Origin of the sequence: Leptospira brenneri (genome assembly GCF_002812125.1) — a bacterium.
GTDB classification, from domain to species: Bacteria; Spirochaetota; Leptospiria; order Leptospirales; family Leptospiraceae; genus Leptospira_A; species Leptospira_A brenneri.
The window spans coordinates 482,238-497,965 of sequence record NZ_NPDQ01000003.1 but is presented as its reverse complement, the minus strand read 5'-3'; the positions used below and the strand labels follow the sequence as shown (position 1 = coordinate 497,965).

The following is a 15,728-nucleotide window of genomic DNA, read 5'->3' as shown; positions in this document are numbered from 1 at the left end:
AATTTCTATGGGCATATCACCTAAATACACGATCATGAATTTGTTCCACTTTCTTGTTCTTCTGATTCAGCAATCATGGCATCCCAGTCAGGAAATGGGTCTTCATATCTTGCCCATTTTTCCGGACCTTGTTTGTATTCTGAGTCAGTTAACAGACATTTATCGAGAGACTCGCGGATTTTTTTTTCATCCATATCCCTTCCAATGAGAACCATTTCTTGGCGTCTATCACCCCAAGGTTCTAACCAATGTGCTTTTAGATTTTCAAAAACATCGGGATCATCAGGGATATCTTCATCTGGAATGCTCGCCCACCAATATCCTTCTGGTTTATAAGAAGATAAGTTTCCTGCTTGTGAGTAGAGAACTACCCAATCCATTTTACTAGCAAGCCAAACAAAACCTTTGGCACGAACCACTCCTGGTTTTTCAGAATGGAGCCATTTGTAAAATCGTTCCGGATGGAAGGGACGCCTGTTTCCATAAACAAAACTTTTAATCCCATACTCTTCTGTTTCGGGAACATGTTCTCCGCGAAGTTCTTTTAACCATAAAGGTGACTGGCTTGCTTTATCAAAATCAAACCGTCCTGTATTTAAAACTTTTGATAAAGGAACTTTACTATAGTCGGTTGTAATGATTTCTGCATCAGCATTTAAAGATCTTAAAATTGTGAGTAATCTGTTTTTCTTTTCTTCTGATAACAAACTGATTTTGTTTACGATAATCGTGTCACTAAATTCTACCTGATCGACAAGTAAGTCAACAATGTCTCTATCATCCTCTTCACCAGCACCTAATTTTCGTTCATTTAATGAATCTAAACTTTGAAAGTCCTTCAAGAAATTTAAGGCATCCACAACTGTGATCATAGAATCCAGTTTTACCATTTCTGACAAACTCACACCATCCTCATCTTCGAAGGTAAAGGTTTCCGCGATGGGAAGTGGTTCTGCAATTCCTGTGGATTCAATCAAAATCGAATCAAACTTTCCATCTTTTGCTAACTTTGTAATTTCTAAGAGTAGGTCTTCTCGGAGTGTGCAGCAAATACATCCGTTTGACATTTCGACCAGTTTTTCATTTGTGCGACTAAGAGAACTACCAGAAGCAACTAACTTTGCATCTATGTTCACTTCACTCATATCGTTTACGATCACGGCGACTCGTAAGCCCTCGCGATTGGCGAGAATGTGGTTGAGTAGGGTGGTTTTGCCTGCCCCTAAAAAACCAGAGAGGACGGTGACTGGGATTTTTGCTGTCATTAGAATTTCCTTAATGCAATATAGTTGCATTAGTTTTGAATTAGGAATTTTCTGTCAACGGATAAATGCAATTTTGTTGCGTTTGCATTTCGGGCGGAATCTAGGACTTTGCCTTAAAAATATCAGGAAATTCTTGCATTTTATGAACTAAGTTCAAAATCTTTAGATATGCAATTGGATCCTTATTACTTAAAGGCCGCAAAGACCATCAATTCGATTCGAGTCACTCTCCTCGTCATTTTTCTTTTAGGAATTCTTGGAAGTTTGGGTTCACTTCATACAAACCAACTTGTGATGATGTTGTTCACTACCTTCTTTTATGGAATGGTGGCTCTCACTCAGTTTATCCTTTTAAAAAAAGGGAAAGATCCTCATGCTTTTTGGTTCGTTTTGATCGATATCATTCTCATTGGCTCTAATACTTGGGGACAAAGTATCCTTGATTTGGACATTGCTTCTTCGGCATTGAAAGATGGGGTAAACTATATCATTTCGTTTTTTATTTTACTGTATTCTGGATTTCTTTTTTCATCCCGCCAAACTTATGTTTTAGGTGCTATGCTTGTTGTGGTTCAAATTGGATCTTTGGTTCTTGCTGGGATGACTGGAATGGAGTTTATTGACCGCAACGATACACATAAAATGGCATATTCTATTTCTTTGCCTGTGGAAATTGTAAAAGTTTTTTTTCTGATCATGGCAACTGTTGTAATCGGTAAAATGGTTGGATTACTCATTTCCATTCGAGATGAAGCAATCTCGGGAAAAAATACATCGGAAACAAATTCGAAACTAATGCAAAAACAAAAAGAAGCTATGGTTGAAACCGGTGAAAGTTTAAACCAATCGGTTGCTTCATTAAAAATTTTTGCGAATGATTTGAATGGTTTAGTTCAAAACCAAGCGGCTTCCATTGAGGAAATCTCTGCTTCTTTAACGGAAATTTCGCAGTCTACCGAAAGTTCCTTTTCTTTTGTGAAAGACCAATACAACCGAATCGAAACCTTAAACGAAGAAAGTCAAACCCTAGAAGGAATTGTCAATTCGGTTCGTGTAGAGATGGATACCATTTCAGAACAAATCAATGAGTCTTCCAAGTTTAGTAATTTGGTAACAGGTTCTATGGAAAACTTAAATTCCATTTTGGCAGAGGTAAGTACTAGCTTTCAAAAGGTAGAAGATGTAAACCAAATCATGAAGGAAATCGCTGACCAAACAAACCTTCTTGCCTTAAATGCCTCCATTGAAGCGGCAAGAGCCGGGGAACATGGACGTGGGTTTGCTGTTGTGGCCCAAGAAGTGGCCAAACTTGCTGACAATTCCGCAACGAATGCCAGTATCATTTCTAAAACCATTCTCAAATCAAAATCAGATTTACTCAAAGGAAATTCCTCTGCCAAAGATGCAAGTGAACTCGCACAGAACCAAGAAAAGGAAATGAGCGAAATTCAAAAGAAAGTGGTGAGTTTTAACGAACAATTTATCGGCTTACAAAAATTAAATGCAAGAGTAATCGGATCACAAAAGGAACTCAAAGAACTTTCTTCTCAACTTGAAACCATTGCTAAAGAACAAACCTTGGGGAACCAGGAAGTGATGCGAGCCGCAGAAAGTATTGAGGATGCGATCCAAGTCGTGGCAGAAAATACAAGAGTCCTTTCGGAACATATTGAAGACATCCAAACTTTGGCAAACCGGATCAAATGATCCTTGTCTAACACCATTAACTTAACACCCCCTCATTTCGTTCAGGTTGTGGGGTGGGAAAACTATTTGTAATTCTTCTCACTAGTTTGATCTTTGAGTGAAAGTCCTATTTAGGAGCCGACTCTATGATTTCGAATAACTATTTTAACGATAACGATGACCTTATTGATCATTTTGATTCCCTTACCCCTTGGAACGAGGTGGTAGACCAATACGAACAAGGTTTTGAAGACTTTGCAGAATACCAAAAATCGGGGAAAGAAGAACTTACCTTCGCTCCCGGCAATTATGAAGATGCCATTGAATTCTACCGTTCTACCCTAGAAGCCGGTGGTGACATTGCCGGAAACGATATCTCTCAAATCGCCAAAGAAATGGATGAAGAGGGACTCAAATACAAAGACGGACAAGTGGGATTTCCAAAAGCCATGCTCGATGTGGTGGAAAAAATCAAATCAGCAGGACTTCTCCCTTACGGAATCCACAGACATTACGGTGGACTTGGCCTTCCTTCTGTCGTACAATCGATGTTATCCGAATGTGTTTCTCGTGGAGACGGATCTCTTGCCATCACTCTTGGTTGTATGAACCTCGCGGAAACGGTAGAACGATTTGGAACAGAAGAAATGATCCATGAATTTGTTCCCAAGATGGCGGCTGGCGAACTTTGTGGGGCGATGGCTCTCACAGAACCTAACTACGGTTCTGACCTTCCTAACTTACAAACTAAAGCAGTAAAAGGGGAAGATGGATCTTGGAAGATCACCGGAACCAAAAGATTTATCACACATGCCTGCGGGTTTGGTAATGCACCATCTATCATTCTCACTCTTGCAAGAACTGGAACCACTACGAGTGGGGCTCGTGGACTCTCTTTCTTTTTAGTACACTCCAAAGATGTATTTGTGGCTTCCATTGAAAAGAAAATGGGACTTCACTGTTCCCCTACTTGCGAAGTGGTTTTTGAAAATAGTCCAGGGATTCTGATTGGGGAAGAGGGAAAAGGCCTTGTGAAATATTCTATGGCCATGATGAACCAAGCACGTCTCAATATTGCGGCCCAAGCGATGGGGATTGCGACTGCTGCTTACTTCGAAGGTAAAAAATATGCAGAAGAAAGAGTGCAGTTTGGTAAAACAATCAACAACATCACAGCTGTGAAAAAAATGTTGGAACGTAGCGAAAGGGAAGTGGCTGCGATGCGTTGCATTTTGTATGAAGCAAGTTACGCAGTAGACCAGTATCGTTGGAAAGAAGAACGAGGAAAGATGAAAGGTCTTTCTGAAAAGGACATCAGAAAAGATGAAACCTTTAAAAAATGGGAAAAACTTGCCTCACTCTTCACTCCACTTTCCAAATACTATATCACCGAAATGGCAAACCTTGTGGCTTATGACGCAATGCAAATCCATGGCGGATCTGGGTATACGGAAGATTATGATGTAGCGCGACTTTACCGTGATGTGCGTATCACCAATATTTATGAAGGAACCACTCAACTCCAAACGGTTGCTTGTATTGGTGGGATTGTTTCTGGGATGACAGAAACAGGAATCTACCGTGAATACTTGAAATCGGAAATGGCAACTTTTTCGGCAAGCCAAGGCCTAAACGATTTATTCAAACAATTTGAATTGGTTGTGGCAGAGTTTGCAGAAATTGAATCCACACCACTTCGGGAAGAATTGGCTTTTGAAGTAGTAGAGTCAGCAGCTCGTTTCCACAACAGTTTGTTACTCGAAAGAAGTATTGGTCGTTCAAAAGTAGAAAGAAGAAACTATCGTAAATCGATCACGGATGCTTATATCCTTGATAGTGCAGCGATCTTAGCTTCTAACCTAACGAAAATTCGTGGAAAGAAAAAAGCACCAGTCACTGCTTAAACCAAAAAGTAAAAATCCTCTTCTTCCCTGTTACGCTTGTTTTATGGAAGGAGAGGGATCCCCTCTGGCCTCAAACCAAAAGGACACTCGGATCTCTTCTCCTTTTTCTTGGAGGGGAGATTCTTTCCCACCCATCTTAGATTCTGAAACCCCCGATCATTTAGAGAAAATTCGTGATTTAGGCATTCCTTATATCTTCGACATCCATACTCATTTTTTTCCTGAAACCGTGATGAAACTGATTTGGCGTTGGTTTGACAATGTGAACTGGGCCATTGGTTACAGGCTTCCCGAAGCGGAACGAGTGAAACGCCTCCACCACAATGGGATCAAACGATTTACCACTTTAAACTATGCTCATAAAGCCGGTATGGCTTCTTCTTTAAATGATTGGACTTATACCAATTACAAAAATTGGGAGGGTGCCATTCCCTTTGGAACTTTTTATCCAGAGGAGGGTGTGCTTGGTTATGTGAAAAAAGCAGTTGAAGATTATGGGTTTTCCGGCTTTAAACTCCACTGCGAAGTCTCTAAACTCAATTTGAACCGTCCTGAACTTGCCGATACTTTTTCGTATTTGCAAGAAAAACAAATCCCGATTCTCATTCATACAGGAACCGCACCACTTCCCGGTGAGTTTACTGGTATCGAGTTTTTCAAACCATTTCTTGAAACCTATCCTAAGTTAGTGGTGATCGTGGCCCATATGGGCGCTCATGAAATTTCCGCCTATGCTTCGTTACTTGATTCATATCCTAATTTGGCACTAGATACAACTATGGTCTTTGTGGACTTTCTTGCGACGGGGAAAGCGGAAGATGTGGATTTTGCAGTTTCCTACTTGGAAACCTATCAGGACCAAATTTATTTTGGATCGGATTTTCCCAACATCCCTTACAACCTAAACCACCCCATTTCTCGGCTTTTAGAGTTGCAGATCAGTGATTTGGCCAAACAAAAAATTCTCTACCGAAACGCAGAAAGCCGATTTTTTAAATGAAACGTGGTTGCATTTGCAACAGTGTTGCAAATAATTGTCCCACAGAGGTATTTATGAAATTTGTTAAACTTTTCCTATTTTCTATCATTGCACTCTCTGTATTCAATTGTGCAGAACTCTTTCAAAATGATAAGAAAGATAATAATGATGCTCTTTTTGCTCTTCTTTTGAATGCCGGTTGTACGGTTACTGATGTTTCCTCTCCAGTAAATGGTAGAAAGATTGACTTTACATCTTGTCGGGGTGATGCCAATGCCGCTCTTGCTGGTAGTGGATTTTCTTCTTCCTCTGTTTCTCTCAGCGGTGGCCTTGTGGGAACCGGATCTAGTTCGACAGTTTATTCCACAGCTTCTAGTTTATCCAGCCTTGGTGGTGATAAAAAAGCAAGTATCGAGATTGTTTACGTGCTTTCGCAAGGAGATTCTAGTATTGATGCGATACTACCTTCTACGACGAATTTAAGTGGACCTGGCTTTCATATCATGCCAACATCTGTGAATAAACTTTCAGTACTTGGTTCTAATTCCGCTTTTGGTAATCCGGCTCCTACACCATGGGCTTCTTCTGTATCCGCTGAAAAAACACTTTGTTTGGAAGTACACGAGGAAAGTGGGGCGGCTCATGTGTTTGGTTGGGCAATGTCCTGCGCCACAGCAGACCGAAATGCTTACCAATTTTCTGATGATGGCGTGACTGCTAATTTTGGCGGAGATAGAATTGGATTGCGAATCGACAAGGCTACGATAAAATCGATTACAATCTATACTACTACCATTGGAACGGCAGGTTCCTTTCAGTAGAATTGATTCAACTCAATATAAGATCAAGTGAAAGCAAACAATCGTTTTTCTAAAATCAAAAAGGGGGGAGTGATTCTCTCCCTATTGTTTTCTGCTCTTCTTTTTGCCGAGGCTACGGAGTGGGAGAAGGAGCTGGAGGGCAAAGAACCAGCTAACAAAAAGACTACGACTTCTTCTAAGCCTAAATCTGACACAGCGGTGGCCGATTGGGAAGCGGATTTAGAAAAAGACTTACAAGACCAAGAAAAACGAGAAAAGGGAACCGAAGGCAGTCGGGGAATTTCCTCTCCTGTCCAATCCAACCAACAGATCAATCGGTCTGCACAGAATCTTATGATGGATGCTTACGCTGCCATTGACATTGTTGGCGCTTGGGATAGAAACAAACCACGGGGAACGGGAGAACGAATTGATAACCAACTAGACATTCGCACCGCCGAATTTGGGTTTAACGGGGCCGTGGACCAGTGGATGCGTGCAAATTTTATTGGTGCGGCTCACGGTGAGAATGGAAAATATTTTTTTGAAGTCCATGAGGCTTGGGTGCAGTTTCCCTTTTTGCCCTTCAACACTTCTCTCAAAGCAGGGCAGATGTTTATCGATGTGGGTCGCTTGAATAAAATCCATTCTCATGACCGTGCCTTTACCATGACTCCGATTGTTCATGAAAAATTCATTGGTTGGGAATCTGCCATTGATACAGGAGCCGAGTTTAGTATTTTATTTCCTTGGAAGTGGATCACACAAGAACTCGTATTAGGTGCTACCAACGGAAGGAAATGGGGGCATTCCCATGATGCGGGAGTTCAAAAAAATAACCCGCTTCTTTATGCCCATTTAAAACATTTTTATTATTTTGGTAACAACTGGGGAACTCAGTTTGGATTTTCTGGGATCCGATTTGAACCCACAACCGAGAGAAAAAACCAAAGGTTACTCTATGGAGCCGATGCTGTGCTTCGTTGGAACCGGTCTAATTTAAGTGAGATTATGTTAATGGGTGAGGGTTGGTACCAACAAGAAGTTTTCCCAAGTAATATGGATCCGGTGACTTTCCAAAAATTCAAATCTCCCACAAAAGACCAATGGGGAGCTTATGTATTTGTTGATTTTAAATTCCACCAGCTTTGGTCTGTTGGGTTTCGTTATGATTACTTTACCGATAAGTCCCTTGTCGACAAAAATGGGGATCCGGCAAAGAATGCCATAGAGGCCCAGTCCTTACAAATGACTTTTCATAGTTCTGAATTTGGAAAGATAAGAGGTTCTTTGGAAAGACGTTTCATTCAAGATTATTCCAAATCATCAGAAGAAGAATCCAGGGAATATCGTTTTTATATCCAAACCGTTGCCGTTCTTGGTTCTCATCCCGCACATAGTTATTAAGGAAATTAGTGTATATGTTACAGACAAAGTTTCAAAAACAATTGAATCAATTTCTTCTACTAAACTTTTTTATCTCAGTTCTTTTTGCATCGAATCTTTCAGCAAAGGTATCTCTTGTCACAAGTCTTCCCGATATCAAATACATTGCCGAACAAGTCGCGGGAGAGCGGGCTGACGTTTCCGGAATGATTCGAGGAACAGATGATCCACACTTTGTGATGACAAGACCAGACTTTCTTGTGAAACTGAGTGAAGCCGATGTACTTTGTGTGATTGGCCTTGATTTAGAAATTGGTTGGATTCCTTATCTCCAACAACAGTCCCGTAATATCAAAATCCAAAAAGGACAACCTGGGTATTGTGATACTTCTTTCGGAGTGAAAATTCTGGGGGAACCAACGGTGATGATGGACCGTTCCATGGGAGATATGCATATTTATGGAAATCCTCACTATTGGAATGATCCCATCAATGCCATCCAAATGGCTCAAAACATTAAAAATGCCCTCACGCGGGTGGACCCTCTAAATGGCGATTATTACGAAGGAAATTTTAATACATTCAAAAAACGACTCATCCAACTCACAAAAGAGGAAATGAAAAAAATGGAACCATACTTTGGACTCAAAGTAGCCGTTTTCCATGACCAGTTTGTTTATTTAGCATCTCGTTTTAAATTCAATGCCAACTTAACCATTGAGGAACGTCCTGGCGTTCCACCTTCTGTTCGTTATATGGATCAAGTCATCAGTTATATGACAGCAGAAAAGATAAAAATTATCTTGATTGGACCCTATCACAATCCAAAGTATGCAGAGTATGTATCTTCGAAGGTTCCGGGGTCTGTGGTGGTAACATTGCCGGTTTCTGTTGGGGGAACCCCAGAGGCCAATACTTACGAAGACACACTTCGGTTGATGTTACAAAAAATACGCGATGCCAGTGATAAAACCAAATAGTATAGAAAAAAATGAAGGATCTAAAACCTTTATTCACACGGATTCGTTATCTGTGGGTTATAGAAAAGAATTTCCTGTTGTATCGGACATTCATTTGCATATCCATTCCGGCAAAACCTATGCCCTTGTGGGAGGAAATGGTGCTGGAAAAACAACACTCTTTCGTACTTTGACAGATTTACTCCCTCCACTTTCTGGTTCCATTCAGTTTTCAAAACAAATCACAACTTCCTATGTTCCTCAAGCCAAACGAATGTCTTTGGAATTTCCTTTGTCCGTACAAGATGTTCTCTTAATGCCAAAGAACATCGGACTTAGTTTTTTGCCCAAAAAGAAATTTGCTCCAGAAGATTTAGATTTAATTGAAAGAACTGGCGTTAGTTCTTATTTAAAAAAACAAATTTCCCTCTGTAGTGGGGGACAATTACAAAAAGTTCTCATCCTTCGGTCTCTCTTAACAAAAGCCAATTTGATATTTTTGGATGAACCGATGGATTCTTTGGATCACAATGCCCGTGAACTTTTCCAAACAGTTTTGTCTGAATACCTAAGAGATGGAAACAGGTCTCTCTTTTTTATTACTCATAGTTTGGAACATGATTGGGGATTTGGGTTCGACGAAATTTTTGAAATAGACGAGGGGAAACTCTACAATATCACCAGTGGAGAAAGGCCACCAAACTGCCACCATCATGACTAATATACTTTCTAGTTGGGATTTATTTTTACCACAAATGGTTGTGGGTAGCCTTGTCGGAGCATTGTTATCAGTTCTTGGAATTCTGATTGTACTCCGTGGGATGACTTTTTTTGGGGTAACACTTTCCCAGGCTGTGACTTTTTCTGTCGCCTTATCCTTGTTTATGGAGTGGCCTGGAGAAATTTTTCCAGTGATCTTCTCATGTATTTTAGTATTCCCTCTTTTGTATGTAAGAAAACTTTTTGGAATGAAAGAAGAGGTCGTTCTCGGGATTCTCTTTGTATTCTTTTCTGCGGCTTCGCAAGTTATGTTGGCTCTTGGTGGAAATGTACAAAACCATTTGATGGCAGCTTTTTTTGGAGATATCTTAACTTCCCAAGTTCGTGCTGATTCCTTTGGAATTTATATCGCTGTTTTCTTTTTTATCCTCTATTTAAGTTTTTTCAGAAGGTTCCTTTTTATTAGTTTTGATCGGGACGAATACAAAATCCAAGTAGGAAATCCTCTTCCTTTTGATCTTCTTTTTTATATTATCTTAGCGGCTTCCCTTACCGTGGCTGTGAATTTACTTGGAACTTTCTATAGCATTGCCCACTTGATTTTGCCTGTATTTGCTTTACTCCCTCTCATTCGTTCTTTAAAACTTCTGACCCTTGTCTGTGCCTTGTTTTCTGTTTTTGCGACCATTTCTGGATTTTTAATTTCACTTATTGGATTCGAACGAAACGGAGAATTGATTTATTTTCCCACATCTTCTAGCATCATTCTCGTACTTTGTGGTTTTGCTTTTTTTCTTCATTTGGTTCGTTTTCTAACTACTTCCGTTTTTTCAAAATCTGTCCGATAGATTACTTGTGGAACCAATCCCTTGTAATACCTGCGGACAGACCCGCTTTTCTCCCATTTTTACCAAAGAAAGTCCTCTGGGTGAGTCCTTTTCGATTGTTTCTTGTGAATCCTGCCATCTTGTGCAAGTGAACCCACAACCAAGTTTCCTTGAGGTAAAAAAATACTATGATGATTCTTATTTTACCCAAAGGACGGAGAGGGGTTATGACAATTATTACTCTGACAAACTCCGCACTGAGATTTCTCGAGTTTTCAGGCTCAACCTAAAGGATTTGGATTTTTTTTCCTGGGAGAAAAAACGAATCTCTAGTTTGCCGCTGGGAACAAAACTTTCTTCCTTGGACATTGGATGTGCTGCGGGTTACTTTGTGGCCTACCAAAAGGATAGAGGTTATGAGGCTTATGGAATCGAAATTGCTGATGGCCCGGTTCGTTTTGCTCGCGAAACTCTAAAATTAAATATCTTTCAGGAAAACTTTCTCGATTGGGATCTCACATTCCAAAACCAATTTGATCTCATTACCCTGTGGGCTACGATTGAACACCTTCACAAACCCAAAGAAACTTTGGAGAAAATTAGAAAACATTTGAAACCAGGAGGAGTGCTGATTTTATCCACCTGTCGTTATGGAATCCTTGCCAAACTGGCAGGTCTCAAGTGGCGGTATTTGAATGTCCCAGAACATCTATATTATTATTCTTATAAAGGTTTAAAGAATCTATTACTAACTTTGGGATACCAAAACCCAGTTTCCTTTTCTTATGGGAGTGGAATGACTTCGCGAGCTGGGGCAAGTTTTTTCTTCAAACTTAGAAAATGGATTATGGACCGAGCGGTGAAATGGTTTGAGATCGGTGATATGATGGTGTATATGGTGCGAAAAGGATAGGTTAACCTTCCAGTGACTTTAAAATGTCTTCAACACAAAATGCAACGACTTCTTCCAGGTCTGCTGTCGCATCTACAAAGATGGTGGATTCTGGTAGGATTGCTAAATAGTTTTGGTAAATTCTAATTTGTTCTGAGTCGACATCAAAAACTTCTTTAGTTCCACCGCGAGACGTTCTTCTTTCATGTGCTTCTTCAGGAGAAAGGTCTAAAAAATAAACTCGGTTGGGTTCTGGAAATCCTTTGTCTTCATTTCTGTATAAAATGTCAGCAGCATGTTCTTCGTCTCTACCTTGGTAAGCTGCGGTGGAAAAATAATATCTATCTTGTACAATTGATTTGCCATTCTTTAACGTCGGTAAGATGACCTCATTTACGGAACATTCACGGTCGGCAATAAACACTTCTATTTGTTCTTCTTTATTAAGTTTTAGGTTGCCTAACAAAAATTCTCGGATCTTTTTACCGTGCACACTGTCCGTTGGCTCTCTATGCCAAAGGTTGGGGATGGATTTTTTAAGGAGGGCTTCGGAAACCAAACGGGAGATAGTGGTTTTCCCAGAACCATCGATCCCTTCAAAGACAAAGAACTGACTATTTTGAAGCATATCCCCTCCATTTTAAGAATGGCCGTTTTTTCCTCGACTTTTTTACGAAACACGGCAATTTAGTCTAAGGAGCAGAAACATGAAAAAAATTTCGTATATGCTGATCATTGCTTTTTTGGCCGTATTTATGATTAACTGTGCATCTGAAGAAGTTAAACAAACGCCAGTTGTAGAAGAACCAAAACCTTCTAAAAAGCCAAAATTGGATGAGTCATTCAAAACAAAAGCTAGAGACATTAAGTAATTTTTGCTCAACGCGGAAACCACCCTGGGAAACTTGGGTGGTTTTTTTTTATCATCTTGCTTATGATTTAAGCAAATTTCCTTCTATTTTTTCTTCTCCAAATCCCTAATGTCTTTTTTTTGAGCAGAATGCAGTAATATTCCCTACAATGCTTACTGGTACCGATCTTGCAGTATATCCAGTGTATCCATCTATGATTACAGAAAGAGAAAGTCATAAATTCCTACGTGAATGGAAAGAATGGTTGTCAGGAGGAACTTTGCTTCCCGTCTTCCAACCCATCCTCTCATCGGAATCTACTGGCATATACGGTTATGAAGTACTGGGACGTCTTTCCACACCGGAAGGATTAGTAAGCCTTGGTGAATTCTTTTTATCCCAAACCTTTGGGTATGATGAAATCTTTTTTTTAAAGAAAAAAGTGGATGAAGAAATTCGTTTTGCAGCCTTACAGAAGTTTGCAAAAGAAGCTCCACCTGAAACAAAATTATTTATCAACATTTCTCCTAATTTAATGTATCATGCCCTTCTTCAGTTAGAGATTTCCTTACCGCAAACAATACAAATGGTCAGAGAAGTGGGTGTGGATCCAGAGCGGATTGTCATCGAAATCACAGAAGAAAGATTTCCTCACAACTTAGAACTTTTACGACCGGTTTTGAATCTCTATCGACAAGAGGGTTTTTCCATTGCTGTGGATGATGCCGGATCAGAAGCAAGTAACTTAGACCGAATCGGACTTTTCCATCCAGAAATCATAAAGGTCGACTTACAAATGTTAAGGCGGTCTACCTTCTCTAGAAACTTCAAAGAAATTTTATTAAATCTTTCGAAACTTGGTGAATCTCTGGGGAGTAGTCTTCTTTTTGAAGGAATTGAATCGGAAGACGAACTTTATAATGCACTGAACTATGGAGCCAGATACATCCAAGGTTTTTATTTTGCCAAACCAGAACCTGTTTTTGCAAAACGATTTGATTATCGAACCGAGATGCAATCCTCTTTGGAATACTTTCATGCCCGCAAACAAGGAGAAATGAATCGGCAAATCGAATGGGAGAATGTTTGGAAAGATAAACTATCTGAAATCATGATGGGATTTACCGAAGAAAATGGAATTTGGGAATGGAAAGGTGGATTTGAAACCAGTGTTTTTGGAGATGGAGATTTTTTTCGGATGTACATCACCAATCCTTTAGGGTTTCAGGTTTCTCCCAATTATTCCAGAGATGCCACGGGAACTATGGTACCTGACTATTCTTTCCTGGGTAAAAACTGGTCCTTTCGTCCTTATTTTTTTGAACATTTGCATAAATCCAAAACCAGTCGAGATGCTTGGACCCTTTCTCAAATGTACCACGATATATCAGAGCGGATGATGTTACGGACATTTGCTAGAAATCTATCGGAAAACTTGATTTTATTTATCGATGTAGTCGTTTCTAGATCCTGAAAGGTTTTGCGAAAAACCCTCTCTGGGTGGATACTGGCAAGAGCTATGGCAAAAATACAATTTTTGCAATTACCGGTTCCGCCTCCTTCCTACTATGCAGCCACGGGAAATGTACCTTTAGCAGCTGCTAGTTTGGCAAGTTGTCTTGAATCCAAAGAAGATCCTGTACAAGGGATTCGTCCCTTTGTGGTTTCTCCAGAAGATACAGATTCTCTGGGAGATAAGGAACTTGTTGAAAAAATCACAAAGGAAGGCCCGGATTTTTTAGGACTCTCTCTGTATTTATGGAATACGGAACGTAGTCTTTATATCGCGAAAGAAGTTAAAAAAAGAAATCCAGAAACAACCATTCTCATTGGGGGGCCTGAGGTAAACGAAGACAATCCCTATGTCCTTGGCGAAGAGGGTTATGATATCGCAGTTTCAGGGGAAGCAGAACATAGTTTTCGTAAACTGATGCGAACCGTTTTGTCCAAGTCTTCGTTAGAAGGATTGGACAATGTAGCTTATAGAAAAAAAGAAGGGGGCCTTAGCCCTTTTGGAAAACCAGTGGCTGCTGATTTTCCTCTGACAGACTTTCCATCCCCTTATACAACCGGACATTTGTTAGTGGACCCAAAAAGGTCTACTTATTTAGAAACTGTTCGTGGTTGTAAGTCACAATGTACTTATTGTTTTTATCCTAAATCTTCGCAAAATTTAAGAACCCTAGACATTCCAGAAACCATCAAACTCATTACAAACTTAAAAGAAAAGGGAGCTAGGGAACTTGTATTTTTAGATCCTACTTTCAACCACAGACCAGGTTTTGAGAACTTTTTAGATGCCATAGCGGAAGTGAATTCTGATGGTCGTATGTCAATGTTTGCTGAACTTCGTTCGGAAGGTGTGACCCCGAAACTAGCAACTAAACTTCGTAAGGCGGGATTTACTCGAGTGGAACTTGGACTCCAATCTGTCAACGAAGACACTTTGAAACGAGTGAAACGTTACGGTAGTCCTCATAAAGTAGCGGAAGTGGCAAAGATGCTGGCCGGAGAAGGGATGGAACTTCTTCTGGATCTGATCATTGGATTACCGGGAGATAAACCGGATGATGTCGAAAGAGGAATCCATTTCTTTTTGGAACATGGACTTGGGGAATGGGTCCAGGCCTTTCCTTTGTCTGTTTTGCCAGGTACGGCGATGCGAAGGGATGCTGAAAAAGAAGGTCTTTCTTTTATGCCAACACCACCATATCGGATCATAGAAACTCCCACCTTTAGCCCTAGAGACTTGACAGAGTCATTGTATTTCGCAGAAGACTTACTGGAAAGGCGACTTGATGAATTCCCTCGACCATTTTTATGTGAAACAAAACCTGGTTGTAATGACAGAGTGGATGTAGACTTAAAACATTCCCAGATCATCAGTTCTCAACAAAATATTTCTAGTTTAGAAAAGAGATTGTCTACTTGGTCGGGAAGTCGCCATCACAGTGTTTGGTTTCACACGGAAGACCTTTCGGTAGATCTGAAAAGGATCCAAACTTTAATCGAAGAAAGAATTGGTGCTGAACCATTTTGTACGATCGACTTTGTCATGGAACTCGTTCGTGTTCCGAAATCGGATGAAGTATCTAAGTTAGTATCTCAATTGGAATCCAAAAGAAATTCTTATTTATCGAGAACACTTGCCCATAGGGGAGAGAACCTCCAACATCGTTTGGTGTTTTTATTCGATGAAAATCATACTGAGTTAAAGAAATGGAGAGATAGGAATGGGGACTCCCTATCTTTTCTGATTTATGAAAAAATCTCTAACCAAAATATCCGCAAGATCAATCCCAAAAAAGAAGCTTTTTATTTGATTGAAGGATCAGAAGTCGACCAATCTGATTTTGAATTTTTAAAAGAAGAAATGGATCCGGAGGCCATTACTTTTTCGGCAAGGCCTTTAGAAGAAAGATGGTCCTTCGAAGTTTTGGGTTACGGAGAACTTTAAAA

14 protein-coding genes are annotated in these 15,728 nt (G+C 40.1%); 12 read left to right on the top strand and 2 right to left on the bottom strand.

The window, feature by feature from the left end; all coding sequences use genetic code 11:
* Positions 1-32 precede the first annotated feature (32 nt).
* On the bottom strand, positions 33-1,265 hold the full coding sequence (gene zigA, locus CH361_RS08935; protein ID WP_100790454.1) for a zinc metallochaperone GTPase ZigA: 1,233 nt from the start codon (positions 1,263-1,265) through the stop codon (positions 33-35).
* Positions 1,266-1,433: 168 nt separating this feature from the next.
* On the opposite strand from zigA, the gene CH361_RS08930 reads away from it, so the two are divergent.
* From CH361_RS08930 to CH361_RS08890, 9 genes are all read left to right on the top strand, one after another.
* Positions 1,434-2,972: a methyl-accepting chemotaxis protein gene (locus CH361_RS08930; RefSeq protein ID WP_100790453.1), complete on the top strand. Its 1,539-nt coding sequence runs from the start codon at positions 1,434-1,436 to the stop codon at positions 2,970-2,972.
* A 125-nt stretch (positions 2,973-3,097) separates the two neighbouring features.
* Positions 3,098-4,855: an acyl-CoA dehydrogenase family protein gene (locus CH361_RS08925; RefSeq protein ID WP_100790452.1), complete on the top strand. Its 1,758-nt coding sequence runs from the start codon at positions 3,098-3,100 to the stop codon at positions 4,853-4,855.
* A gap of 43 nt (positions 4,856-4,898) precedes the next feature.
* Positions 4,899-5,855, top strand: a complete 957-nt coding sequence (locus CH361_RS08920) for an amidohydrolase family protein (RefSeq protein WP_100790536.1) — start codon at positions 4,899-4,901, stop codon at positions 5,853-5,855.
* A gap of 53 nt (positions 5,856-5,908) precedes the next feature.
* Entirely contained in the window at positions 5,909-6,655 is a 747-nt protein-coding gene (locus CH361_RS08915; RefSeq protein WP_100790535.1) for a hypothetical protein, read from the top strand.
* A gap of 27 nt (positions 6,656-6,682) precedes the next feature.
* Positions 6,683-8,041 carry a TonB-dependent receptor gene (locus tag CH361_RS08910; RefSeq protein ID WP_100790451.1) on the top strand — a complete coding sequence of 453 codons (1,359 nt, stop codon included), beginning with the start codon at positions 6,683-6,685 and terminating at the stop codon, positions 8,039-8,041.
* A gap of 14 nt (positions 8,042-8,055) precedes the next feature.
* A complete protein-coding gene (locus CH361_RS08905) occupies positions 8,056-9,000 on the top strand; it encodes a metal ABC transporter substrate-binding protein (RefSeq protein ID WP_100790450.1) in 945 nt (314 codons plus the stop codon).
* Complete coding sequence (locus tag CH361_RS08900) at positions 8,978-9,700, top strand: metal ABC transporter ATP-binding protein (protein ID WP_100790449.1); 723 nt, start codon at positions 8,978-8,980, stop codon at positions 9,698-9,700. The genes CH361_RS08905 and CH361_RS08900 overlap by 23 nt, the downstream gene beginning before the upstream one ends.
* Positions 9,693-10,547, top strand: a complete 855-nt coding sequence (locus CH361_RS08895; protein ID WP_100790448.1) for a metal ABC transporter permease — start codon at positions 9,693-9,695, stop codon at positions 10,545-10,547. The genes CH361_RS08900 and CH361_RS08895 overlap by 8 nt, the downstream gene beginning before the upstream one ends.
* A gap of 7 nt (positions 10,548-10,554) precedes the next feature.
* Positions 10,555-11,439 (top strand): class I SAM-dependent methyltransferase, encoded by an 885-nt coding sequence (locus tag CH361_RS08890; protein ID WP_100790447.1) that lies wholly within the window; start codon positions 10,555-10,557, stop codon positions 11,437-11,439.
* A gap of 1 nt (position 11,440) precedes the next feature.
* Here CH361_RS08890 and tmk read toward each other — a convergent pair whose 3' ends face one another.
* A complete protein-coding gene (gene tmk, locus CH361_RS08885; protein WP_100790446.1) occupies positions 11,441-12,046 on the bottom strand; it encodes a dTMP kinase in 606 nt (201 codons plus the stop codon).
* A 79-nt stretch (positions 12,047-12,125) separates the two neighbouring features.
* Between tmk and CH361_RS19690 the strand changes: the two genes are divergently transcribed.
* The 3 genes from CH361_RS19690 (at position 12,126) to CH361_RS08875 (ending at position 15,726) form a co-directional block, all read left to right on the top strand.
* Positions 12,126-12,290, top strand: coding sequence for a hypothetical protein (locus CH361_RS19690; RefSeq protein WP_165782241.1), 165 nt, complete (start codon positions 12,126-12,128; stop codon positions 12,288-12,290).
* Positions 12,291-12,483: 193 nt separating this feature from the next.
* Positions 12,484-13,743 carry an EAL domain-containing protein gene (locus CH361_RS08880; protein WP_100790534.1) on the top strand — a complete coding sequence of 420 codons (1,260 nt, stop codon included), beginning with the start codon at positions 12,484-12,486 and terminating at the stop codon, positions 13,741-13,743.
* A 45-nt stretch (positions 13,744-13,788) separates the two neighbouring features.
* On the top strand, positions 13,789-15,726 hold the full coding sequence (locus tag CH361_RS08875; protein ID WP_100790445.1) for a B12-binding domain-containing radical SAM protein: 1,938 nt from the start codon (positions 13,789-13,791) through the stop codon (positions 15,724-15,726).
* Positions 15,727-15,728 lie beyond the last annotated feature (2 nt).